Raw genomic sequence first — 22,772 nt, 5'->3', positions numbered from 1 at the left:
GGCGGGGCTGTGAGCATGAGGACGCGGCCGTCCACCGGACCGATGCGTTCCGTCCGAACCCGGGTCTCGGTGTCCGAACCCGTGTCTCAGTGGCACAGCCGCGCCTCGTGCTCTGCGTGCCCGACCGGCTCCAGCTGGAAGGTGCAGTGCTCCACGTCGAAGTGGTCGCCGAGGCAGCCCTGGAGTTCGTGGAGCATCTTCTCGTGGCCGATCGCGTTCAGGACGTCGGAGCGCACGACCACGTGCGCGGACAGGACCGGCATGCCGGACGTGATGGTCCAGGCGTGCAGGTCGTGGACGTCCTCGACGCCGTCCAGTGCCAGTATGTGGGCCCGCACGTCCGCGATGTCGACGTCCTTGGGCGCCGCCTCCAGCAGTACGTCGAGGGTCTCGCGCAGCAGCTTCCAGGTGCGCGGCACGATCATCAGGCCGATGACGAGCGAGGCGATCGGGTCGGCGGGCTGCCAGCCGGTGGTCAGGATCACCGCCGCCGAGATCAGCACCGCGACCGAGCCGAGTGCGTCCGCGGCCACCTCAAGGAAGGCGCCGCGCACGTTCAGGCTGTCCTTCTGGCCGCGCATCAGCAGCGACAGCGACACCATGTTCGCGACCAGACCGATCGAGCCGAACACGATGGTCAATCCGCCCTCGGTGCCGACGGGCGTGACGAACCGCTGGATCGCCTCGTACAGGACGTATCCGCCGACCCCCAGCAGCAGAAGACAGTTGGCGAGGGCGGCGAGGATCTCGGCGCGGGCCAGCCCGAAGGTGCGCCGGTCGCTGGGCGGGAGGCTCCCGAAGTGGATCGCGAGGAGCGCCATGCCCAGGCCCAGCGCGTCGGTCGCCATGTGCGCCGCGTCGGCGACCAGCGCCAGCGAGTCGGCGACCACGCCCCCGATGATCTCGACCACCATGACGCCGAGCGTGATGGACAGCGCGACCCGCAGCCTCCCGCGGTACGCGGCGGTCGCCGTACCCGCCGGCGGGCCGTGCGTATGCCCGTGATCGTGCCCAGCCCCCATGAAAAGCGCCTCCTGTATTCCGCCCGGGAGCACAGTGAACTACGGGCGGGGGGTATGGGGCAACGCGGCACTGAACACCGTTGTCATGTGCTCTGACCTGCAGAAACGATCCGCAGGTCAGAGCTTCGGCGATCCCTTGCGGCTCACCCGCCGTGGTGCCGCAGCCACCCCCGCCACGCCGACTCGACCATCTCGCGCACCCCGCGCCGGGCCGTCCAGCCCAGCTCCTCGGCGGCCCGCGCGGCCGAGGCGACCGCGCGGGGCGCGTCCCCGGGGCGCCGGGCCTCGACGAGCGCCGGCCGGCGGTCGCCGCTCACCTCACCGATGACCGTGATCAGTTCCCGTACGGAGACGCCCTCACCGCGACCGATGTTGACGGTCAGGTCACCGGCAGTGGCGTTCTCGGTGAGCCGCCGGGCCGCCGCGAGGTGGGCCTCGGCGAGATCCGCGACATGGATGTAGTCACGGACACAGGTGCCGTCCGGCGTCGGATAGTCGTCGCCGAAGATCCGCGGGGCCTCGTCACGGGTGAGCCGGTCGAAGACCATGGGGACGATGTTGAAGACGCCGGTGTCCGCCAGCTCCGGCGCGGCCGCCCCGGCGACGTTGAAGTAGCGCAGGCACACGGTCGAGATCCCGTGTGCCCGGCCCGCGGCCCGCACCAGCCACTCCCCGGCGAGCTTGGTCTCGCCGTACGGGTTCACCGGGGCGCACGGAGTGTCCTCCGTGATCAGGGCCACGTCCGGGTTGCCGTAGACGGCGGCCGACGAGGAGAAGAGGAAGCGTTCGACGCCGGCCTCGGCGGCCGCCTCCAGGAGCGTGGCGAGACCGCCCACGTTCTCCTGGTAGTAGCGCGTCGGCTGCGCCACGGACTGGGCGACCTGCTTGCGGGCCGCGAGATGCACCACGCCCGTCACCCCGTGTTCGGCGCACACCCGCTTCAGCAGGTCCGCGTCCCGCGCCGAGCCGCGGACGAGCGGGACGTCCGCGGGGAGCCGTGCGGGCACGCCGGCCGAGAGGTCGTCCAGTACGAGGACGCGCTCGCCGGCGTCGGTCATGGCCCGCGCCACATGTGCCCCGATGTACCCGGCACCGCCGGTGATCAGCCATGTCATGGTCGCCCACCCTATGCCGCCGCCCCGGCGCCGGGTGCAATGTCCCGGATGCCCGGTCTGTGGGCGCAAGTTTGTGGGCGGGGCCCGCAATCACCGATGATGATCGCGGCGAAGGCCGCCGGAGACGGTGTTGATCTGCCCGTGAACGGGCGGTGAACGCGGCCTTCCGGGGATCCGATAGCCTCTGCCGACACGCCGCCCGACTGGTGCAGCCACGCCACGCCAAGGGGCGCCCCCACCATGCACATGCCCGACGCCCACGCGTCGGCACTCAGGGAGTGAGTTCGGTTGTCGACCGCCATCCTCACCGGTCAACCGGTCCCCGGATCGTCGATCGAGGGCGATCTGCGGTCCCTCGGCTTCGAGGTCCGGGTCGCCTCCGACGCCACCGACGCCGAGGCACTCCTCGCCCAGGTGCCGGCCGACCGGCGGGTCGCCATGGTCGACGCCCGGTTCGTGGGCCACGTCCACGCGCTGCGCCTCGGCCTCACCGATCCCCGCTTCCCGATCGCCGCGGTGCCGGGCGCGGTGACCGCCCAGCCGGCCGGCCGTCAGGCCCTGACCCGGGCGGTGGCCCGCGAGAACTCCGCGGGCAGCGGTACGGCCGGAGCAGGTGCCCCGCCGCGGGCGAAGTCGAGCGTGGGGGACGTCGACAGCCTCGCCGACCGCATCGTCACCTCCCTGACCGCCGACGGCACCGACGTGCACCGCCCCGAGCTCGGCAGTCTGGTCGCCGCGGTCCCCGCCGACCCGCAGGCCAGCAACGAGGCACGGCAGGCCGTCGCCGCCGTCGACGACGAGGCCGTACGCCTGAAGTCGGCCGTCAAGGCCCGCGACGGCTTCTTCACCACCTACTTCATCAGCCCGTACTCCCGCTACCTCGCCCGCTGGTGCGCCCGCCGGGGCCTGACCCCGAACCAGGTCACCACCGCCTCCCTGATCACCGCGCTGATCGCGGCGGGCTGCGCGGCCACCGGCACGCGCGGCGGCTTCATCGCCGCCGGCATCCTGCTGATCTTCTCCTTCGTGCTGGACTGCACGGACGGACAGCTCGCCCGCTACTCCCTGCAGTACTCGACGCTGGGCGCCTGGCTGGACGCCACCTTCGACCGGGCCAAGGAGTACGCCTACTACGCGGGCCTGGCCCTCGGAGCCGCCCGCGGCGGTGACGACGTATGGGCGCTCGCCCTCGGCGCGATGGTCCTGCAGACCTGCCGGCATGTCGTGGACTTCTCCTTCAACGAGGCCAACCACGACGCCACCGCCAACACCAGCCCCACCGCCGCGCTCTCCGACAAGCTCGACAGCGTCGGCTGGACGGTGTGGATACGGCGGATGATCGTCCTGCCGATCGGCGAGCGCTGGGCGATGATCGCCGTCCTCACGGCGGCGACCACCCCGCGCATCACCTTCTACGCTCTGCTCATCGGCTGCGCCTTCGCGGCGACCTACACGACGGCGGGCCGCGTACTGCGGTCGCTGACCCGGAAGGCCAAGCGGACGGACCGGGCGGCGCAGGCGCTGGCGGACCTCGCGGACAACGGGCCGCTCGCCGCACTCGTGGCGCGCGCCACCCGTGCCCGCCTCGGCGCCCCGCTGCTGGTGGCGCTCGCGGGGACGGCCGTCCTCGCCGTGGCCCTCTTCTCCGGGGTGACCTGGGCGCCCGTCGCAGGTGCCGTCGTCTACACGGTCGCTGCGGGTCAGGCGCTGTACCGCCCCCTCAAGGGCGCCCTGGACTGGCTCGTCCCCCCGCTCTTCCGCGCCGCCGAATACGGCACCGTCCTCGTCCTGGCGGCCAAGGCGGACGTGAACGGGGCCCTTCCTGCGGCTTTCGGCCTGGTGGCGGCGGTCGCCTACCATCACTACGACACGGTGTACCGCATCCGCGGCAACGCCGGAGCGCCTCCGGCCTGGCTGGTGCGCGCCATCGGGGGGCACGAAGGGCGGACGCTGCTCGTCACCGTCCTGGCCGCGGTGCTCTCCGCCTCGCAGTTCACGGTCGCGCTCACGGTCCTCGCCGTGGCCGTGGCCCTGGTGGTGCTCGTCGAGAGCATCCGCTTCTGGGTGACCGCCCACCAGGGTGGCGCGCCCGCCGTACACGATGAAGGAGAACCCGCATGATCGGCCTCGTGCTGGCGGCCGGCGCCGGACGGCGTCTGCGCCCCTACACCGACAGCCTTCCCAAGGCGCTGGTGCCGGTGGGGCCCGCGGGCATAGAGGGCGAACCCACGGTGCTGGACCTGACCCTCGCCAACTTCGCCGAGATCGGTCTGACCGAGGTCGCGATCATCGTCGGCTACCGCAAGGAAGCCGTGTACGAGCGCAAGGCGGCCCTGGAGCAGAAGTACGGCCTCAAGCTCACCCTCATCGACAACGACAAGGCCGAGGAGTGGAACAACGCCTACTCCCTGTGGTGCGGTCGTGACGCCCTCAAGGACGGCGTGATCCTCGCCAACGGCGACACCGTCCACCCGGTCTCCGTCGAGAAGACGCTGCTCGCCGCCCGCGGCGACGGCAAGAAGATCATCCTCGCCCTCGACACGGTGAAGTCCCTGGCCGACGAGGAGATGAAGGTCGTCGTCGACCCAGCCAAGGGCATGACGAAGATCACCAAGCTGATGGACCCCTCCGAGGCCACCGGCGAGTACATCGGCGTCACGCTCATCGAGGGCGACGCCGCCCCGGAGCTGGCCGACGCGCTGAAGACGGTCTGGGAGACCGACCCGCAGCAGTTCTACGAGCACGGCTACCAGGAACTCGTGAACCGCGGCTTCCGTATCGACGTGGCGCCGATCGGCGACGTCAAGTGGGTGGAGATCGACAACCACGACGATCTCGCCCGTGGACGGGAGATCGCGTGCCAGTACTGACCCGGCTCATCCCTTCCCCGCTCGTCGTCGACATCCGCCCCGGTGCCCTCGACGACCTGGGCTGCGTGCTCGCCGACGAACGCATCTCGCACTCCGGCAAGCTCGCCGTCGCCGTCAGCGGCGGCTCCGGCGCCAGGCTCCGTGAGCGCATCACCCCCTCGCTGCCCGGTGCCACCTGGTACGAGGTCGGCGGCGGCACCCTCGACGACGCGGTCCGGCTGGCCAGCGACATAAAGGCCGGCCACTTCGACGCCGTCGTGGGCCTCGGCGGCGGCAAGATCATCGACTGCGCCAAGTTCGCCGCGGCACGCGTCGGCCTGCCGCTGGTCGCCGTACCGACGAACCTCGCGCACGACGGCCTGTGCTCGCCGGTCGCCACGCTCGACAACGACGCGGGCCGCGGCTCCTACGGCGTCCCGAACCCGATCGCGGTCGTCATCGACCTCGACGTCATCCGCGAGGCTCCGGTGCGTTTCGTGCGCGCCGGCATCGGCGACGCGATCTCCAACATCTCCGCGATCGCCGACTGGGAACTCGCCAACCGCGTCAAGGGCGAGAAGATCGACGGCCTCGCCGCGGCCATGGCCCGGCAGGCCGGTGAGGCCGTGCTGCGGCACCCCGGCGGCATCGGGGACAACGACTTCCTCCAGGTGCTCGCCGAGGCGCTGGTCCTCAGCGGCATCGCGATGTCGGTGTCCGGCGACTCCCGCCCCTCCTCCGGGGCGTGCCACGAGATCAACCACGCCTTCGACCTGCTGTTCCCCAAGCGGGCGGCCGCCCACGGCGAGCAGTGCGGACTGGGCGCGGCCTTCGCGATGTACCTGCGCGGAGCCCACGAGGAGTCCGCCTACATGGCCGAGGTACTGCGCCGTCACGGGCTGCCTGTGCTGCCGGAGGAGATCGGCTTCACGGTGGCCGAGTTCGTCCGGGTCGTGGAGTTCGCCCCGGAGACCCGGCCCAGCCGATACACGATCCTCGAACACCTCGACCTCAAGACCGAACAGATCAAGGACATCTACGCCGACTATGTCAAGGCCATCGGTAGCTGAACTCCGACCGGTCGTTCACCCCCCGGGGGTGAAGGACCGGCGCAGCGGTGAGCACTGGATGGGGCGCCTCTACATGCGTGAGGTGTCCCTGCGGGTCGACCGCTACCTGGTCAACACCAGGGTCACGCCCAACCAGCTCACGTACCTGATGACCGTCTTCGGTGTCCTGGCGGCCCCGGCACTCCTGGTGCCGGGGATCCCGGGCGCCGTGCTCGGTGTGGTGTGCGTCCAGATGTACCTGCTGCTGGACTGCGTCGACGGCGAGATCGCGCGCTGGAAGAAGCAGTACTCGCTCGGCGGGGTCTACCTGGACCGGGTCGGCGCCTATCTGACCGACGCGGCGGTGCTCGTCGGCTTCGGCCTGCGCGCCGCCGACCTGTGGGGCTCCGGGCGGATCGACTGGCTGTGGGCCTTCCTCGGCACGCTCGCCGCCCTCGGCGCGATCCTGATCAAGGCCGAGACCGACCTCGTCGGCGTCGCCCGCCACCAGGGCGGGCTGCCGCCCGTCAAGGAGGCGGCGTCCGAGCCGCGCTCGTCCGGCATGGCGCTGGCCCGCAGGGCCGCCGCGGCACTGAAGTTCCACCGCCTGGTGCTCGGGATCGAGGCATCCCTGCTCATCCTGGTCCTGGCGATCCTGGACACGGTGCGGGACGACCTGTTCTTCTCCCGTCTCGGCGTCGCGGTGCTGGCCGGCATCGCCCTCCTGCAGACCCTGCTGCACCTCGTGTCCATCCTCGCGTCGAGCAGGCTGAAGTGAGCGCCGCGGCTTCCGCCCTCAAGGTCGGCGCGGTCATCATCACGATGGGCAACCGCCCCGACGAGCTGCGCGCCCTGCTCGACTCGGTCGCCAAGCAGGACGGCGACAAGGTCGAGGTGGTCGTCGTCGGCAACGGCTCGCCCGTCCCGGACGTCCCCGAGGGCGTCCGCACCATCGAACTGCCGGAGAACCTCGGCATACCGGGCGGTCGCAACGTCGGCATCGAGGCCTTCGGTCCCGGCGGCCGCGACGTCGACCTCCTGCTGTTCCTCGACGACGACGGCCTCCTCGCCGGCCACGACACCGCCGAGCTGTGCCGTCAGGCCTTCGAGGCCGACCCCGAACTCGGCATCATCAGCTTCCGCATCGCGGACCCGGGCACCGGGACCACCCAGCGCCGCCACGTCCCGCGCCTGCGCGCCGCCGACCCGATGCGCTCCTCTCGGGTCACCACCTTCCTCGGCGGCGCCAACGCCGTCCGCACGCAGGTCTTCGCGGACGTCGGCGGCCTGCCTGACGCATTCTTCTACGCCCACGAGGAAACCGACCTGGCATGGCGGGCCCTCGACGCGGGCTGGATGATCGACTACCGGTCCGACATGGTGCTGTACCACCCCACGACCGCGCCCTCGCGGCACGCGGTCTACCACCGCATGGTCGCCCGCAACCGTGTCTGGCTCGCCCGCCGCAACCTGCCCAGGCCCCTGATACCCGTCTACCTCGGTGTCTGGCTGCTGCTCACCCTGGTGCGCCGCCCTTCGCGCCCCGCCCTGAAGGCGTGGCTCGGCGGATTCCGGGAAGGCTGGACCACGCCCTGCGGCCCGCGCCGGCCCATGAAGTGGCGTACGGTGTGGCGGCTGACTCGGCTGGGCCGGCCCCCTGTCATCTGACAAGCTCGTTCCTGAGAGCACCGGGGCCGTACCGAGGTTCCGGGCTCACGCCATGCCCGCACAGGCTGCGCATCCCGAAGACGAAAGTTTCCACTAGTGAGTGAGACAACGCACGACGGCACGGTCGCGGTGAGCGCGCCCGTACCGCCCGACGAGGGCCTGACGGCGGCACGGCTCGCCGAGAAGTACGGTCTGACCGTGAGCGGCGCCCGGCCCTCCCTCGTCGAGTACGTCCGCCAGCTCTGGGACCGGCGTCACTTCATCATCGCCTTCTCGCGGGCGAAGCTGACCGCTCAGTACAGCCAGGCCAAGCTCGGGCAGCTGTGGCAGGTGGCCACCCCGCTGCTGAACGCGGCCGTGTACTTCTTCATCTTCGGCGTCATCCTGAACGCCAGCCGCGGCATGCCGAAGGAGGTGTACATCCCCTTCCTGGTCACGGGCGTGTTCGTGTTCACCTTCACGCAGAGCTCGGTCATGGCGGGTGTCCGGGCGATCTCCGGCAACCTCGGCCTGGTCCGCGCGCTGCACTTCCCACGTGCCTCGCTGCCGGTGTCCTTCGCGTTCCAGCAGCTCCAGCAGCTGCTGGCCTCGATGATCGTGCTGTTCGCCGTGGTGATCGGCTTCGGCCACTATCCCGACCTGTCCTGGCTGCTGATCGCGCCGGTCCTCGTCCTGCAGTTCCTCTTCAACACCGGCCTCGCGCTGATCATGGCCCGGGCGGGAGCCAAGACCCCGGACCTGGCCCAGCTCATGCCGTTCGTGATGCGTACGTGGATGTACGCGTCCGGCGTGATGTTCTCCATCCCGATCATGCTGGCGGACAAGCCGGCCTGGATCGCGACGGTCCTGCAGTGGAACCCGGCGGCCATCTACATGGACCTGATGCGCTTCGCGCTGATGGACCCCTACGGCAGCGAGAACCTGCCCGATCACGTGTGGGCCGCGGCGGGCGGCTGGGCCGTGCTCCTCGCCCTCGGCGGTTTCGTGTACTTCTGGAAGGCGGAGGAGAGGTACGGCCGTGGCTGAGGACAGGAACGACGGGCACATCCCCACCGTCATCGCGGACGAGCTGCACATCGTCTACCGCGTCAACGGCGCCAAGACCGGCAAGGGCAGCGCCACCGCCGCGCTCAGCCGCATACTCAAGCGTGGCGAGGAGCGCGGTGTGCGCAAGGTGCACGCCGTCAAGGGCGTCTCCTTCGTCGCCTACCGCGGCGAGGCCATCGGTCTGATCGGCTCCAACGGCTCCGGCAAGTCGACCCTCTTGCGTGCCATCGCGGGCCTGCTGCCCGCCGAGCAGGGCAAGGTCTACACCGACGGCCAGCCCTCCCTGCTCGGCGTCAACGCGGCCCTCATGAACGACCTCACGGGCGAGCGGAACGTCATACTGGGCGGCCTCGCCATGGGGATGACGCGCGAGCAGATCAAGGAGCGCTACCAGGAGATCGTCGACTTCTCCGGCATCAACGAGAAGGGCGACTTCATCACTCTCCCGATGCGTACCTACTCCTCCGGCATGGCGGCCCGGCTGCGGTTCTCCATCGCCGCTGCCAAGGACCACGACGTCCTGATGATCGACGAGGCCCTGGCCACCGGCGACCGCAAGTTCCAGAAGCGCTCCGAGGAGCGCATCCGGGAACTGCGCAAGGAGGCCGGCACCGTGTTTCTCGTCAGTCACAACAACAAGTCGATCCGTGACACCTGCAACCGTGTCCTGTGGCTGGAACGGGGCGAGCTGCGCATGGACGGTCCGACGGACGAGGTCCTCAAGGAGTACGAGAAGTTCACGGGCAAGTAGTCCACAAGGACGTGGGCGAAAGAGCCCACCCCGCTTCCCAGGGCCCCGCCGGAACTGCTCCGGCGGGGCTCCGCGTCTGCAAAGGAAGCGTCAACTTCGGCCCCGCTTAGGAATCTTGACCCCAATCGGTGTGTTGTTGTGATGCGCAGGACACCCCGGAGATCCTTGGAGCGTTGTACAACGTAAGCTGGACCGGTCCCGAATCGCGGCAAGTAGGGCGATAAAGCGCGACACCCTCCAGCGGGGCGGCTGCACGGAAGGCCGAGCGGCGTGTCCGAAATAGTGTGCATTGGGTCGGCGGTGTAGAACGGGAGATGTGACGGCAATGGCTACGGAAACTCCCCAGCTCCACGCAGCGTGTGCCGTCCCCGCCGCGGGCAGTCAGCGGTGACGGGCAGCGGCATGCCGCGCCCCGGCGAGACGGAGCGCGGCACGCTCGACAAGGCGGCGGCGGAGAACTTCCCGGTGGCTCCCTTCTTCCTGCCCAGGGCCTGGCGCGACGACCTCATGGCCGTCTACGGCTTCGCCCGCCTCGTCGACGACATCGGCGACGGCGACCTGGCCCCCGGCGGGGCCGACGCCCGCCTGCTCGGCGTGTCGCCCGAGGACGCCGAGGACCGGCTGCTTCTGCTGGACGCCTTCGAGGCGGACCTCCGCAGGGTCTTCGACTCGACCCCGCGCCATCCGCTGCTGCGCCGCCTCCAGCCGACCGTCCGCCGCCGCGCACTGAGCCCCGAGCCCTTCCTCGGCCTGATCGCCGCCAACCGGCAGGACCAGCTGGTCACGCGCTACGAGACCTACGACGACCTGCTCGCCTACTGCGAGCTGTCCGCCAACCCCGTAGGCCGTCTCGTCCTCGCCGTCACCGGCACCTCGACCCCCGAGCGGGTCCGGCTTTCCGACGCGATCTGCACGGCCCTGCAGATCGTCGAACACCTCCAGGACGTCGCCGAGGACCTCGGCCGCGACCGCATCTACCTGCCCGCCGCGGACATGAAGCGTTTTCACGTCCAGGAAGCGGACCTCGCCACGACGTCGGGGAGCGCATCGGTGCGTGCCCTGGTTGCATACGAAGCGCAACGCGCCCGCGATCTCCTGAATGAAGGCGCCCCCCTGGTGGGTAGCGTCCACGGCAGGTTGAGGCTGCTGCTCGCAGGGTTCGTGGCAGGAGGAAGGGCGGCGATCGGCGCGATCGCCGCCGCCGAATACGACGTACTTCCCGGCCCGCCCAAGCCCGGCAAGATCCAGTTGCTGCGTCAGGTGGGCGTGACTCTGCGAGGAAAGGGGTGATCCGGACCGTGGAGTCGGAACAGGACGTGCCCGCACCGGTACTCGCCGCCTACAGCTACTGCGAGGCCGTCACCGGACAGCAGGCCCGTAACTTCGCGTACGGCATCAGACTGCTGCCGACGCCCAAGCGCCGCGCGATGTCGGCGCTCTACGCCTTCTCCCGGCGCGTCGACGACATCGGCGACGGCGCGCTGGCCGGCGACGTCAAGAGCGAGAGACTCGAGGACACCCGGGCGATGCTGGCCCGGGTGCGCCACGGCTCGGTCTCCGAGGACGACACCGACCCGGTCGCCGTCGCCCTCGCCCACGCCGCCGAGACCTTCCCGATCCCGCTCGGCGGCCTGGACGAACTCATCGACGGCGTCCTGATGGACGTACGCGGCGAGACCTACGAGACCTGGGACGACCTGAAGGTGTACTGCCGCTGTGTGGCGGGCGCCATCGGGCGGCTCTCCCTCGGCGTGTTCGGTACGGAACCGGGGGCGCGCGGCGCCGAGCGCGCGCCGGAGTACGCCGACACGCTCGGGCTCGCGCTCCAGCTCACCAACATCCTCAGAGACGTCCGTGAGGACGCCGAGGGCGGGCGCACCTATCTGCCCGCCGACGACCTCGCCAAGTTCGGCTGCTCGGCCGGCTTCAAGGGGCCGAAACCACCGGAGGGCGCCGACTTCGCGGGCCTCGTGCACTTCGAAGTGCGTCGGGCCCGCGCCCTTTTCGCCGAGGGCTACCGGCTGCTCCCCATGCTCGACCGGCGCAGCGGCGCCTGTGTCGCCGCCATGGCCGGCATCTACCGCCGCCTCCTCGACCGCATCGAGCGCGACCCGGAGGCCGTGCTGCGCGGCCGGGTCTCGCTGCCCGGGCGGGAGAAGGCGTACGTCGCCGTGCGGGGCCTGTCCGGCCTGGACGCCCGGCATGTGACCCGGCGGGCCGTCAGGAGGCGCACCTGATGGGCAATTCGGTCCAAGGTGATGCCGTCGGAGAAAAGTGGCACGCAACCCTCCGGTCGCGCACCGCGTCCCTGACTGCGACGGCCTGCCGCGCACGGATCACCTCGCCCGGCGGGCGCTCGGGGGAGGGTGCACGATGACGGACGGTACGCAGTCCGGCGGGTCGCTCGCGGGCGGGTCGGGACGGCCGGGGCGGGACGCCGTGGTGATCGGCGGAGGGCTCGCCGGCATCACCGCCGCGCTCGCTCTCGCCGACGCCGGAGTCCGGGTGACCTTGCTCGAAGGCCGGCCACGGCTGGGCGGGCTCGCCTTCTCCTTCCAGCGCGACGGACTGACCGTCGACAACGGGCAGCACGTGTACCTGCGCTGCTGCACCGCCTACCGGTGGTTCCTCGACCGCATCGAGGGCGCGGCGCTGGCTCCGCTGCAGGACCGTCTCGACGTGCCCGTACTCGACCTGGCGCGGCCCGAGGGCCGGCGGCTGGGCAGGCTGCGGCGCGACGCGCTGCCGGTGCCCCTGCATCTGGGGCGCAGCCTCGCCACGTACCCACACCTCTCGCTCGCCGAGCGGGCCAGGGTGGGGCGTGCCGCGCTCGCGCTCAAGGGGCTCGACCTAGCCGATCCGAACCTGGACACGCAGGACTTCGGCAGCTGGCTGACCGCGCACGGTCAGTCGGCGCGTGCCGTCGAGGCCCTGTGGGACCTGGTCGGGGTCGCCACCCTCAACGCGGTCGCGGGCGACGCCTCGCTGGGGCTCGCCGCGATGGTGTTCAAGACCGGTCTGCTGTCCGACCCGGGCGCGGCCGACATCGGATGGGCGCACGTCCCGCTGGGTGAACTGCATGACCGGCTGGCCCGCAAGGCGCTCGACTCTGCGGGCGTGCGTACCGAGATCCGTACACGCGTCACCTCCATCTCTACTGACGAAAACGGCACCTGGAGCGTTCAGGTTCCCGGCGAGACGCTCCGGGCGGACGCGGTCGTCCTCGCCGTACCGCAGCGCGAGACCCACGACCTGCTGCCCGTGGGGGCGCTCGACGCGCCGGAGCGGCTGCTGGAGATCGGCACCGCGCCGATCCTCAACGTCCATGTCGTCTACGACCGGAAGGTGCTCGGCAGGCCGTTCTTCGCGGCCCTGGGCAGCCCGGTGCAGTGGGTGTTCGACCGGACCGAGGCATCCGGACTCCAACGGGGCCAGTACCTCGCCCTGTCCCAGTCGGCCGCGCACGACGAGATCGACGAACCCGTCGCCGCGCTGCGCGAGCGCTACCTGCCCGAGCTGGAGCGGCTGCTGCCCCGCGCGCGCGGGGCCGAGGTGCGGGACTTCTTCGTGACCAGGGAACGCACGGCGACGTTCGCTCCCACTCCCGGCGTCGGACGGCTGCGGCCCGGCGCCCGCACCCAAGCCCCCGGCCTGTACCTGGCCGGAGCGTGGACCTCCACCGGGTGGCCCGCGACCATGGAGAGTGCGGTCCGCAGTGGTGTGAGCGCGGCGGACGCCGCGCTCGACGCCCTGGGCCGGCCCCGCCCCCGTCAGCTCTTCGAGTTCGAGGAGGCGGCCTGATGCTCGATCAGCACGGCACGGCCGGCCCCCGCACCTTCGGTACCGCAACAAGAGGAGAGACTGTGCCCACTGTGCCCCCGGCCTCGACGGCCGCTCGGAGGACCGCGGTGGACGTGACCGCGCTCCTGGAGCGCGGCCGGACCCTTGCCACGCCGGTACTGCGGGCGGCCGTCGACCGCCTGGCACCTCCCATGGACACGGTCGCCGCCTACCACTTCGGCTGGATCGACGCCGAGGGCAACCCCGCGGACGGGGACGGCGGCAAGGCCGTACGTCCCGCCCTCGCGGTCCTCTCCGCGGAGGTCACCGGCGCCTCGCCCGAGGTCGGCATCCCCGGTGCCGTGGCCGTGGAGCTGGTCCACAACTTCTCGCTGCTGCACGACGACCTGATGGACGGCGACGAGCAGCGCCGGCACCGCGACACCGTCTGGAAGGTGCACGGCCCCGCCCAGGCGATCCTGGTCGGCGACGCCCTGTTCGCCCTGGCCAACGAGGTCCTTCTGGAGCTCGGCACGGTGGAGGCCGGACGGGCGACCCGCCGTCTGACCACCGCCACCCGAGCCCTGATCGACGGTCAGGCGCAGGACATCTCCTACGAGCACCGCGACCGCGTCAGCGTCGAGGAGTGCCTGGAGATGGAGGGCAACAAGACCGGCGCCCTGCTCGCCTGCGCCAGCTCCATCGGCGCGGTGCTCGGCGGCGCGGACGACCGCACCGCCGACACCCTGGAGAAGTACGGCTACCACCTGGGCCTCGCGTTCCAGGCCGTCGACGACCTGCTCGGCATCTGGGGCGACCCGGTCGCCACCGGCAAGCAGACCTGGAGCGACCTGCGCCAGCGCAAGAAGTCCCTGCCGGTCGTCGCGGCGCTCGCGGCGGGCGGTGGCGCCTCCGAGCGGCTCGGCGAGCTGCTCGCCGCCGACGCCAAGAGCAGCGACTTCGAGAACTTCTCGGAGAAGGAGTTCGCGGCCCGCGCCGCCCTCATCGAGAAGGCGGGCGGCCGCGAGTGGACCGCCGAGGAAGCACGACGTCAGCACACCATCGCCATCGAAGCCCTCGATGCCGTCGACATGCCCGACGGGGTGCGGGCGCAGTTCACGGCACTCGCCGACTTCGTCGTCGTACGAAAGAGATGATCACTATCGGTCGAATAGCCCTCGCGTAGTCGCCGGCCGGTGTCGCGGGATCACGAGCACCGGCCGACGGCGGACCCACAGCAGACGCACCGTATGCACACTGCACGAAGGGGAAGCCATGACAGCGACGACCGACGGAAGCACCGGGGCCCTGCCGCCCCGCGCTGCCGCGGCCAGCGAAACCGACATCAACACCCCCGTTGCGGCCGGGGTGCACGACGCCGCCGTACGCGCCGTGCAACGCGCCACCGACTTCCTGCTGTCACGGCAGGACTCCGAGGGCTGGTGGAAGGGCGACCTCGAGACCAACGTCACGATGGACGCCGAGGATCTGCTGCTGCGTCAGTTCCTCGGCATCCGCGACGAGTCCACCACCCACGCAGCCGCCCTCTTCATCCGAGGCGAGCAGCGCGAGGACGGCACCTGGGCCTCCTTCTACGGCGGGCCGGGCGAACTCTCCACCACCATCGAGGCGTACGTCGCCCTGCGCATGGCCGGGGACGCGCCGGACGCGCCGCACATGGCGAAGGCGTCCGCCTGGATCCGTGCCCGGGGCGGTATCGCCTCCGCCCGGGTCTTCACCCGGATCTGGCTGGCCCTGTTCGGCTGGTGGAAGTGGGAGGACCTGCCCGAACTCCCGCCGGAACTGATCTACTTCCCCACCTGGCTGCCGCTCAACATCTACGACTTCGGGTGCTGGGCCCGGCAGACCATCGTCCCGCTGACGATCGTCTCCGCGAAGCGGCCGGTCCGCCCCGCGCCCTTCCCGCTCGACGAGCTGCACGCCGACCCGGCGAACCCCAACCCGGCCAAGCCCTTCGCTCCGGTCGCGAGTTGGGACGGTGCCTTCCAGCGCCTCGACAGGGCACTGCACGCCCTGCGCAAGGTCGCGCCGCGCCGACTGCGCAGGGCCGCGATGAACAGCGCCGCCCGCTGGATCATCGAGCGGCAGGAGAACGACGGCTGCTGGGGCGGCATCCAGCCGCCGGCCGTGTACTCGGTCATCGCCCTGCACCTGCTCGGCTACGACCTCGAACACCCCGTGATGCGGGCGGGACTCGAGTCGCTGGACCGTTTCGCCATCTGGCGCGAGGACGGCTCCCGGATGATCGAGGCCTGCCAGTCGCCGGTCTGGGACACCTGCCTGGCGACCATCGCGCTCGCCGACGCCGGGGTGCCCGCCGACCATCCGCAGCTCGTCAAGGCGGCGGACTGGATGCTCGGCGAGGAGATCGTGCGGCCCGGCGACTGGGCCGTCAAGCGACCCCGACTGCAGCCCGGTGGCTGGGCGTTCGAGTTCCACAACGACAACTACCCCGACATCGACGACACCGCCGAGGTCGTCCTCGCACTGCGCCGCGTCAGACACCACGACCCGCAGCGGGTGGAGAACGCCATCGGGCGCGGGGTGCGCTGGAACCTCGGGATGCAGTCGAAGAACGGCGCGTGGGGCGCCTTCGACGTCGACAACACCAGCCCGTTCCCCAACCGGCTGCCGTTCTGCGACTTCGGCGAGGTCATCGACCCGCCGTCGGCCGACGTCACCGCGCACGTCGTGGAGATGCTGGCCGTCGAAGGGCTCTCGCACGACCCGCGCACCCGCCGCGGCATCGAGTGGCTGCTCGCCGAACAGGAACCGGACGGCTCCTGGTTCGGGCGCTGGGGCGTCAACTACGTCTACGGCACGGGGTCCGTCGTACCCGCCCTGGCCGCCGCCGGAATCCCCGCCTCGCACCCGGCGATGCGACGCGCGGTCAGCTGGCTGGAGTCCGTGCAGAACGACGATGGCGGCTGGGGCGAGGACCTGCGCTCCTACAAGTACGCCAAGGAGTGGAGCGGGCGGGGCGCCTCCACCGCCTCGCAGACGGCGTGGGCGCTGATGGCCCTGCTGGCGGCGGGGGAGAAGGACGCCAAGTCCGTCGAGCGGGGCGTCGAATGGCTGGCGAGCACGCAGCGCGAGGACGGTTCCTGGGACGAGCCGTACTTCACCGGCACCGGCTTCCCCTGGGACTTCTCCATCAACTACCACCTCTACCGGCAGGTGTTCCCGCTCACCGCACTCGGCCGGTACGTCCACGGAGAGCCGTTCTCCGGGGTCAAGGGGGGCTGATGGCCACCCAGTCCGCTCCGGCCCCGGCCCCGCTCCTGGTCGCCTGCGCGCTCGGCATCGAGCACCTGGCGCTGCGCAGCGGCGACCGCGGCGGCGCCGGCGGGCCGGTCACCGTCCTGCGCACGGGCATGGGTCCGGCCGCGGCCGAGCGCTCCGTGACCCGGGTGCTGGCCGACCCGGCGCTCGGCGAGGCCGCCGTAGTGGCCACGGGTTTCTGTGCCGGGCTGGCCCCCGGCATGCACCCCGGCGACCTGGTCGTCGCCGAGGAGACCCGGGACCCCCGCGGCACCGTCACGTGCGTCGGGACGGAGCTGCTCGTCAAGGAACTCGTACGGACGCTGCCCGGACGCACCGTCCACACCGGGCCGCTCACCGGCTCCGATCACGTCGTGCGTGGTGAGGAACGGTCGGATCTGCTCGCGACCGGCGCGATCGCGGTCGACATGGAGTCCGCGGCCACGCTCCTGAGCGCCGTCCGCGCGGGCGAGCGCCCTGTTGCGGCCGTCCGGGTGGTGGTGGACGCTCCAGAACATGAACTCGTCCGGATCGGCACGGTGCGCGGTGGAATATCAGCCTTCCGCGTTCTTCGTTCCGTTCTTCCTGCTTTCTACGAATGGCACCGTTCCTTGCTGCTCCCCAGGAGGTGAGCCAGATGGCCATGCCGCTGCGTCAGTCCATCAAGGTCGCTACATACTTGGCCGAACAAAAGCTCCGTAAGCGGGACAAGTTCCCGCTGATCGTGGAGCTGGAACCCCTCTTCGCGTGCAATCTGGCATGCGAGGGCTGTGGCAAGATCCAGCACCCCGCCGGGGTGCTCAAGCAGCGCATGCCGGTGGCCCAGGCCGTCGGGGCGGTACTGGAGTCCGGTGCGCCGATGGTCTCCATCGCCGGCGGTGAGCCGCTGATGCACCCTCAGATCGACGAGATCGTGCGCCAGTTGGTGGCGAAGAAGAAGTACGTCTTCCTCTGCACCAACGCCATGCTGCTGCGCAAGAAGATGGACAAGTTCAAGCCCTCTCCCTACTTCGCCTTCGCCGTGCACATCGACGGGCTGCGGGAGCGCCACGACGCGTCGGTGGCGAAGGAGGGGGTGTTCGACGAGGCCGTGGAGGCGATCAAGGAGGCCAAGAAGCGCGGCTTCAGGGTCACCACCAACTCGACCTTCTTCAACACGGACACCCCGCAGACCATCATCGAGGTGCTCAACTTCCTCAACGACGACCTCCACGTCGACGAGATGATGATCTCGCCCGCCTACGCCTACGAGAAGGCCCCCGACCAGGAGCACTTCCTGGGCGTCGAGCAGACCCGGGAGCTGTTCAAGAAGGCCTTCTCGGGCGGCAACCGGCGCCGCTGGCGTCTCAACCACTCCCCGCTCTTCCTGGACTTCCTGGAGGGCAAGGTCGACTTCCCGTGCACGGCCTGGGCGATCCCGAACTACTCGCTCTTCGGCTGGCAGCGCCCGTGCTACCTGATGAGCGACGGGTACGTCCCGACGTACCGCGAACTCATCGAGGAGACCGACTGGGACAAGTACGGCCGCGGCAAGGACCCGCGCTGCGCCAACTGCATGGCGCACTGCGGCTACGAGCCCACCGCCGTCCTCGCCACCATGGGTTCCCTCAAGGAGTCGCTGCGCGCCATGCGCGAGACGGTCTCCGGAAACCGGGACTGAGGGCATGACCGCCGTCTCCTTGGGCGTTCCCGAGGTACCGGTCCGGCCGATCGCCGAGCGGCGCGTGTCGCGGCAGATCCAGGTCGGGCCGGTGGCGGTCGGGGGCGGGGCCCCGGTGTCGGTGCAGTCGATGACGACGACCCGTACGTCCGACATCGGCGCCACCCTGCAGCAGATCGCGGAACTCACCGCGGCCGGCTGTCAGATCGTCCGGGTCGCCTGTCCCACGCAGGACGACGCGGACGCGCTTGCGACCATCGCCCGCAAGTCGCAGATCCCGGTGATCGCGGACATCCACTTCCAGCCGAAGTACGTGTTCGCCGCGATCGAGGCCGGCTGTGCGGCCGTACGCGTCAATCCCGGCAACATCAAGCAGTTCGACGACAAGGTGAAGGAGATCGCGCGGGCCGCGAGGGATCACGGCACCCCGATCCGGATCGGGGTCAACGCGGGTTCGCTGGACCGGCGGCTGCTGCGGAAGTACGGCAAGGCCACGCCCGAGGCGTTGGTGGAGTCCGCCCTGTGGGAGGCCTCGCTCTTCGAGGAGCACGGCTTGAGGGACATCAAGATCTCCGTCAAGCACAACGACCCCGTGGTGATGGTCAACGCCTATCGGCTGCTCGCCGAGCAGTGCGACTACCCGCTGCACCTGGGTGTCACGGAGGCCGGTCCCGCCTTCCAGGGGACCATCAAGTCGGCCGTGGCCTTCGGGGCACTGCTCAGCCAGGGCATCGGCGACACCATCCGGGTGTCGCTGTCGGCGCCGCCCGCCGAGGAGGTCAAGGTCGGCCTCCAGATCCTGGAGTCGCTGAACCTGAAACAGCGCCGGCTGGAGATCGTGTCGTGCCCGTCCTGCGGGCGCGCGCAGGTCGACGTCTACAAGCTGGCCGACGAGGTCACCGCGGGCCTGGAGGGCATGCAGGTGCCGCTGCGGGTCGCCGTCATGGGATGCGTGGTGAACGGCCCGGGAGAGGCACGGGAGGCCGATCTGGGCGTCGCCTCCGGGAACGGCAAGGGGCAGATCTTCGTGAAGGGCGAGGTCATCAAGACCGTCCCCGAGTCGAAGATCGTGGAGACCTTGATCGAAGAGGCGATGAAGATCGCCGAACAGATGGAGCAGGACGGCGTCGCGGCGGGGGAGCCGGCCGTCACCGTGAGCTGAACAGCACGGACCGATAGGGGGCCCGACGTGACGATTCTGGAGAACATCCGGGGACCACGCGACCTGAAGGCGCTGTCCGAGGCGGAACTCGGCGAACTGTCCGAAGAGATACGTGAGTTCCTGGTGCACGCGGTCGCCAGGACCGGCGGACACCTCGGACCCAATCTGGGGGTGGTGGAACTCTCCATCGCCCTCCACCGGGTCTTCGAGTCTCCGGTCGACCGCATCCTGTGGGACACCGGCCACCAGAGCTACGTACACAAACTCCTGACCGGGCGTCAGGACTTCTCCAAGCTGCGCAGCAAGGGCGGTCTGTCCGGCTACCCGTCGCGCGAGGAGTCCGAGCACGACGTCATCGAGAACAGCCACGCCTCCACCGCGCTCGGCTGGGCCGACGGGCTCGCCAAGGCCCGCCAGGTGCAGGGCGAGAAGGGGCATGTCGTCGCGGTGATCGGCGACGGCGCGCTGACCGGCGGCATGGCCTGGGAGGCGCTCAACAACATCGCGGCCGCCAAGGACCGGCCGCTGATCATCGTCGTCAACGACAACGAGCGGTCGTACGCGCCCACCATCGGCGGCCTCGCCAACCACCTGGCCACCCTGCGCACGACCGACGGTTACGAGAAGGTGCTGGCCTGGGGGAAGGACGTACTGCTGCGGACCCCGCTGGTCGGCAGCACGGTCTACGAGTCGTTGCACGGCGCCAAGAAGGGCTTCAAGGACGCCTTCGCACCGCAGGGCATGTTCGAGGACCTGGGTCTCAAGTACGTCGGCCCGATCGACGGGCACGACCTCAAGGCCGTCGAGTCGGCGCTCAGGCGTGCGAAACGCTTCCACGGGCCGGTACTGATCCACTGCCTGACCGAGAAAGGGCGTGGCTACGAACCCGCCCTCGCCCACGAGGAGGACCACTTCCACACCGTCGGTGTGATGGACCCGCTCACCTGCGAGCCGCTCGCTCCCTCGGGCGGGCCGTCGTGGACCTCGGTGTTCGGGGACGAGATCGTGCGGATCGGCGAGGAGCGCGACGACGTCGTGGCCATCACCGCGGCGATGCTGCACCCGGTGGGGCTCGGCAAGTTCGCGGCCCGTTTCCCGGACCGGGTGTGGGACGTCGGCATCGCCGAGCAGCATGCCGCCGTGTCCGCGGCCGGCCTGGCCACGGGCGGGCTGCATCCGGTCGTCGCCGTCTACGCGACGTTCCTGAACCGCGCCTTCGACCAGCTCCTCATGGATGTCGCCCTGCACCGGTGCGGCGTCACGTTCGTGCTGGACCGGGCCGGCGTCACCGGTGTCGACGGCGCCTCCCACAACGGCATGTGGGACATGTCGATCCTCCAGGTCGTCCCTGGCCTCAGGATCGCCGCGCCGCGCGACGCCGACCAGCTGCGGGCGCAGCTCAGGGAGGCGGTCGCGGTGGACGACGCGCCGACGCTGGTGCGCTTTCCCAAGGAGTCGGTGGGGCCGTCCGTCCCGGCGGTCGACCGGGTGGGCGGGCTGGACGTCCTGCACCGCGGCTCGCAGACCCCCGAAGTGCTCCTCGTGGCCGTCGGTGTCATGGCGCCCGTCTGCCTGCAGGCCGCGGAGCTGCTGGAAGCCCGCGGCATCGACTGCACGGTCGTCGACCCGCGTTGGGTCAAGCCCGTCGACCCGGCGCTCCCGGGCCTCGCCGCCCGGCACCGGCTGGTCGCCGTCGTCGAGGACAACAGCCGGGCCTCCGGGGTCGGCGCCGCGGTGGCGCTCGCCCTCGGGGACGCCGACGTCGACGTCCCGGTGCGGCGGTTCGGCATCCCGGAACAGTTCCTCGCGCACGCCAAACGGGGCGAGGTGCTCGCCGACATCGGTCTCACGCCCGTCGAGGTCGCCGGACGGATCGGCGCGAGCCTGGCCGTCAAGGAAGCGAGCCCGGCCGTCCAGGAAGAGTTGTCCAAGGAGAAACAGGAATGACAACCGCCAAACCCGCGTCGCCCTCCTCGCAGGCCGGGGAGTTCGACCTCGGCGCGCTGCTGGCCGAGCGCGGGGCCGAGCGCTACGAGCTGCACGGCAAGTACCTGAACCACCAGCTCCCGCGCATGCTGCACACCATCGGCTTCGACAAGGTCTACGAGCGCGCCGAGGGCCCGTACTTCTGGGACGCGGACGGCAACGACTACCTCGACATGCTCGCCGGGTTCGGGGTGATGGGCCTGGGGCGCCATCACCCCGTCGTCCGCAAGGCGCTGCACGACGTGCTCGACGCCCAGCTCGCCGACCTCACCCGCTTCGACTGCCAGCCGCTGCCCGGGCTGCTGGCCGAGAAGCTGCTCGCGCACAGTCCGCACCTGGACCGGGTGTTCTTCGGCAACAGCGGTACGGAGGCGGTCGAGGGCGCCCTGAAGTTCGCCCGCTACGCCACCGGCAAGCCACGGATCCTGTACTGCGACCACGCCTTCCACGGCCTGACCACCGGGGCCCTGTCCGTCAACGGCGAGGACGGGTTCCGGGACGGCTTCGCCCCGCTGCTGCCCGACACGGCCCTCCCGCTCGGCGATCTCGACGCCCTGGCCAGGGAGTTGAAGAAGGGCGACGTGGCCGCCCTCGTCGTCGAGCCGATCCAGGGCAAGGGCGTGCACGAGGCCCCGCCCGGCTACCTCCGCGCCGCCCAGGAGCTGCTGCACCGGCACAAGGCGCTGCTGATCCTGGACGAGGTGCAGACCGGCCTCGGCCGGACCGGTGACTTCTACGCCTACCAGCACGAGGACGGCGTCGAACCTGATCTGGTGTGCGTGGCCAAGGCGCTCTCCGGCGGCTATGTGCCGGTCGGCGCCACCCTCGGGAAGGACTGGATCTTCAAGAAGGTCTACTCGTCGATGGACCGGGTGCTGGTGCACTCGGCGAGCTTCGGCTCCAACGCGCAGGCCATGGCGGCGGGGCTCGCCGTGCTCTCCGTCATGGAGAACGAACAGGTCGTGGCGAACGCCCGGGCGACGGGGGAGCAGCTGAAGTCCCGGCTGACGGCACTGGTCGACAAGTACGAGCTGCTTGCCGACGTCCGGGGCCGGGGCCTGATGATCGGCATCGAGTTCGGCCGGCCCAAGTCGCTGAAGCTGCGCAGCCGTTGGGCCATGCTGCAGGCCGCCCGCAAGGGGCTGTTCGCGCAGATGGTGGTGGTGCCGCTGCTGCAGCGCCACCGGATCCTCACCCAGGTGTCCGGCGATCACCTGGAGGTGATCAAGCTGATCCCGCCGCTGGTCATCGGCGAACGGGAGGTGGACCGGTTCGTCGACGCCTTCACGGACGTGATGGACGACGCGCACAGTGGTGGCGGTCTGATGTGGGACTTCGGCAAGACGCTGATCAAACAGGCGGTCGCCAACCGGTGAGGGGCGCTCCGGGAGCTTTTGCCTC

General features: G+C 70.5%; 20 protein-coding genes. 18 read left to right on the top strand and 2 right to left on the bottom strand.

Going from position 1 to position 22,772, the window contains the following annotated elements:
* Window positions 1–86: 86 nt before the first annotated feature.
* Both KUM49_RS10815 and galE read right to left on the bottom strand, forming a co-directional pair.
* On the bottom strand, window positions 87–1,022 hold the full coding sequence (locus KUM49_RS10815) for a cation diffusion facilitator family transporter (protein WP_217236529.1): 936 nt from the start codon (window positions 1,020–1,022) through the stop codon (window positions 87–89).
* 143 nt (window positions 1,023–1,165) lie between these two features.
* Entirely contained in the window at window positions 1,166–2,137 is a 972-nt protein-coding gene (gene galE / locus KUM49_RS10810; protein ID WP_217236528.1) for a UDP-glucose 4-epimerase GalE, read from the bottom strand.
* 288 nt (window positions 2,138–2,425) lie between these two features.
* On the opposite strand from galE, the gene KUM49_RS10805 reads away from it, so the two are divergent.
* From KUM49_RS10805 to KUM49_RS10725, 18 genes are all read left to right on the top strand, one after another.
* Window positions 2,426–4,258 (top strand): DUF5941 domain-containing protein, encoded by a 1,833-nt coding sequence (locus KUM49_RS10805; protein ID WP_217236527.1) that lies wholly within the window; start codon window positions 2,426–2,428, stop codon window positions 4,256–4,258.
* Window positions 4,255–5,007 (top strand): sugar phosphate nucleotidyltransferase, encoded by a 753-nt coding sequence (locus tag KUM49_RS10800; RefSeq protein ID WP_217236526.1) that lies wholly within the window; start codon window positions 4,255–4,257, stop codon window positions 5,005–5,007. Before KUM49_RS10805 ends, KUM49_RS10800 begins: the two co-directional genes overlap by 4 nt.
* Window positions 4,995–6,056, top strand: coding sequence for an iron-containing alcohol dehydrogenase family protein (locus KUM49_RS10795; RefSeq protein ID WP_217236525.1), 1,062 nt, complete (start codon window positions 4,995–4,997; stop codon window positions 6,054–6,056). Before KUM49_RS10800 ends, KUM49_RS10795 begins: the two co-directional genes overlap by 13 nt.
* Window positions 6,034–6,813, top strand: a complete 780-nt coding sequence (locus tag KUM49_RS10790; RefSeq protein WP_217236524.1) for a CDP-alcohol phosphatidyltransferase family protein — start codon at window positions 6,034–6,036, stop codon at window positions 6,811–6,813. The genes KUM49_RS10795 and KUM49_RS10790 overlap by 23 nt, the downstream gene beginning before the upstream one ends.
* 44 nt (window positions 6,814–6,857) lie before the next feature.
* The gene (locus KUM49_RS10785; protein ID WP_217236621.1) at window positions 6,858–7,703 is read left to right on the top strand and encodes a glycosyltransferase family 2 protein; all 846 of its coding nucleotides are present in this window, start codon (window positions 6,858–6,860) and stop codon (window positions 7,701–7,703) included.
* 96 nt (window positions 7,704–7,799) lie between these two features.
* Window positions 7,800–8,729 (top strand): ABC transporter permease, encoded by a 930-nt coding sequence (locus KUM49_RS10780; RefSeq protein WP_217236523.1) that lies wholly within the window; start codon window positions 7,800–7,802, stop codon window positions 8,727–8,729.
* Window positions 8,722–9,501 (top strand): ABC transporter ATP-binding protein, encoded by a 780-nt coding sequence (locus KUM49_RS10775; RefSeq protein WP_217236522.1) that lies wholly within the window; start codon window positions 8,722–8,724, stop codon window positions 9,499–9,501. Before KUM49_RS10780 ends, KUM49_RS10775 begins: the two co-directional genes overlap by 8 nt.
* Window positions 9,502–9,903: 402 nt before the next feature.
* A complete protein-coding gene (hpnC, locus tag KUM49_RS10770; protein WP_254401042.1) occupies window positions 9,904–10,791 on the top strand; it encodes a squalene synthase HpnC in 888 nt (295 codons plus the stop codon).
* A complete protein-coding gene (hpnD, locus tag KUM49_RS10765; RefSeq protein WP_217236520.1) occupies window positions 10,788–11,738 on the top strand; it encodes a presqualene diphosphate synthase HpnD in 951 nt (316 codons plus the stop codon). The genes hpnC and hpnD overlap by 4 nt, the downstream gene beginning before the upstream one ends.
* Complete coding sequence (locus KUM49_RS50650; protein WP_374200144.1) at window positions 11,738–11,878, top strand: DUF6380 family protein; 141 nt, start codon at window positions 11,738–11,740, stop codon at window positions 11,876–11,878. The genes hpnD and KUM49_RS50650 overlap by 1 nt, the downstream gene beginning before the upstream one ends.
* The gene (gene hpnE, locus KUM49_RS10760) at window positions 11,875–13,302 is read left to right on the top strand and encodes a hydroxysqualene dehydroxylase HpnE (RefSeq protein ID WP_217236519.1); all 1,428 of its coding nucleotides are present in this window, start codon (window positions 11,875–11,877) and stop codon (window positions 13,300–13,302) included. The genes KUM49_RS50650 and hpnE overlap by 4 nt, the downstream gene beginning before the upstream one ends.
* Window positions 13,303–13,373: 71 nt before the next feature.
* Complete coding sequence (locus KUM49_RS10755) at window positions 13,374–14,438, top strand: polyprenyl synthetase family protein (protein ID WP_217236620.1); 1,065 nt, start codon at window positions 13,374–13,376, stop codon at window positions 14,436–14,438.
* A gap of 118 nt (window positions 14,439–14,556) precedes the next feature.
* A complete protein-coding gene (gene shc, locus KUM49_RS10750) occupies window positions 14,557–16,548 on the top strand; it encodes a squalene--hopene cyclase (protein ID WP_217236518.1) in 1,992 nt (663 codons plus the stop codon).
* A complete protein-coding gene (locus KUM49_RS10745) occupies window positions 16,548–17,195 on the top strand; it encodes a 1-hydroxy-2-methyl-2-butenyl 4-diphosphate reductase (protein WP_217236517.1) in 648 nt (215 codons plus the stop codon). The genes shc and KUM49_RS10745 overlap by 1 nt, the downstream gene beginning before the upstream one ends.
* A gap of 5 nt (window positions 17,196–17,200) precedes the next feature.
* Complete coding sequence (gene hpnH / locus KUM49_RS10740; protein ID WP_217236516.1) at window positions 17,201–18,223, top strand: adenosyl-hopene transferase HpnH; 1,023 nt, start codon at window positions 17,201–17,203, stop codon at window positions 18,221–18,223.
* A gap of 4 nt (window positions 18,224–18,227) precedes the next feature.
* Window positions 18,228–19,385 (top strand): flavodoxin-dependent (E)-4-hydroxy-3-methylbut-2-enyl-diphosphate synthase, encoded by a 1,158-nt coding sequence (gene ispG / locus KUM49_RS10735; protein WP_217236515.1) that lies wholly within the window; start codon window positions 18,228–18,230, stop codon window positions 19,383–19,385.
* Window positions 19,386–19,412: 27 nt separating this feature from the next.
* Window positions 19,413–21,332, top strand: coding sequence for a 1-deoxy-D-xylulose-5-phosphate synthase (gene dxs, locus KUM49_RS10730; RefSeq protein ID WP_217236514.1), 1,920 nt, complete (start codon window positions 19,413–19,415; stop codon window positions 21,330–21,332).
* The gene (locus KUM49_RS10725; protein WP_217236513.1) at window positions 21,329–22,747 is read left to right on the top strand and encodes an aspartate aminotransferase family protein; all 1,419 of its coding nucleotides are present in this window, start codon (window positions 21,329–21,331) and stop codon (window positions 22,745–22,747) included. Before dxs ends, KUM49_RS10725 begins: the two co-directional genes overlap by 4 nt.
* The last annotated feature ends 25 nt before the right edge of the window (window positions 22,748–22,772 follow it).

This window comes from Streptomyces sp. AC555_RSS877, from assembly GCF_019049245.1.
In the GTDB taxonomy this organism is placed as follows: Bacteria; Actinomycetota; Actinomycetes; order Streptomycetales; family Streptomycetaceae; genus Streptomyces.
The sequence above is the reverse complement of the archived record's forward strand: the minus strand, read 5'-3'. Positions and strand labels throughout refer to the sequence as shown.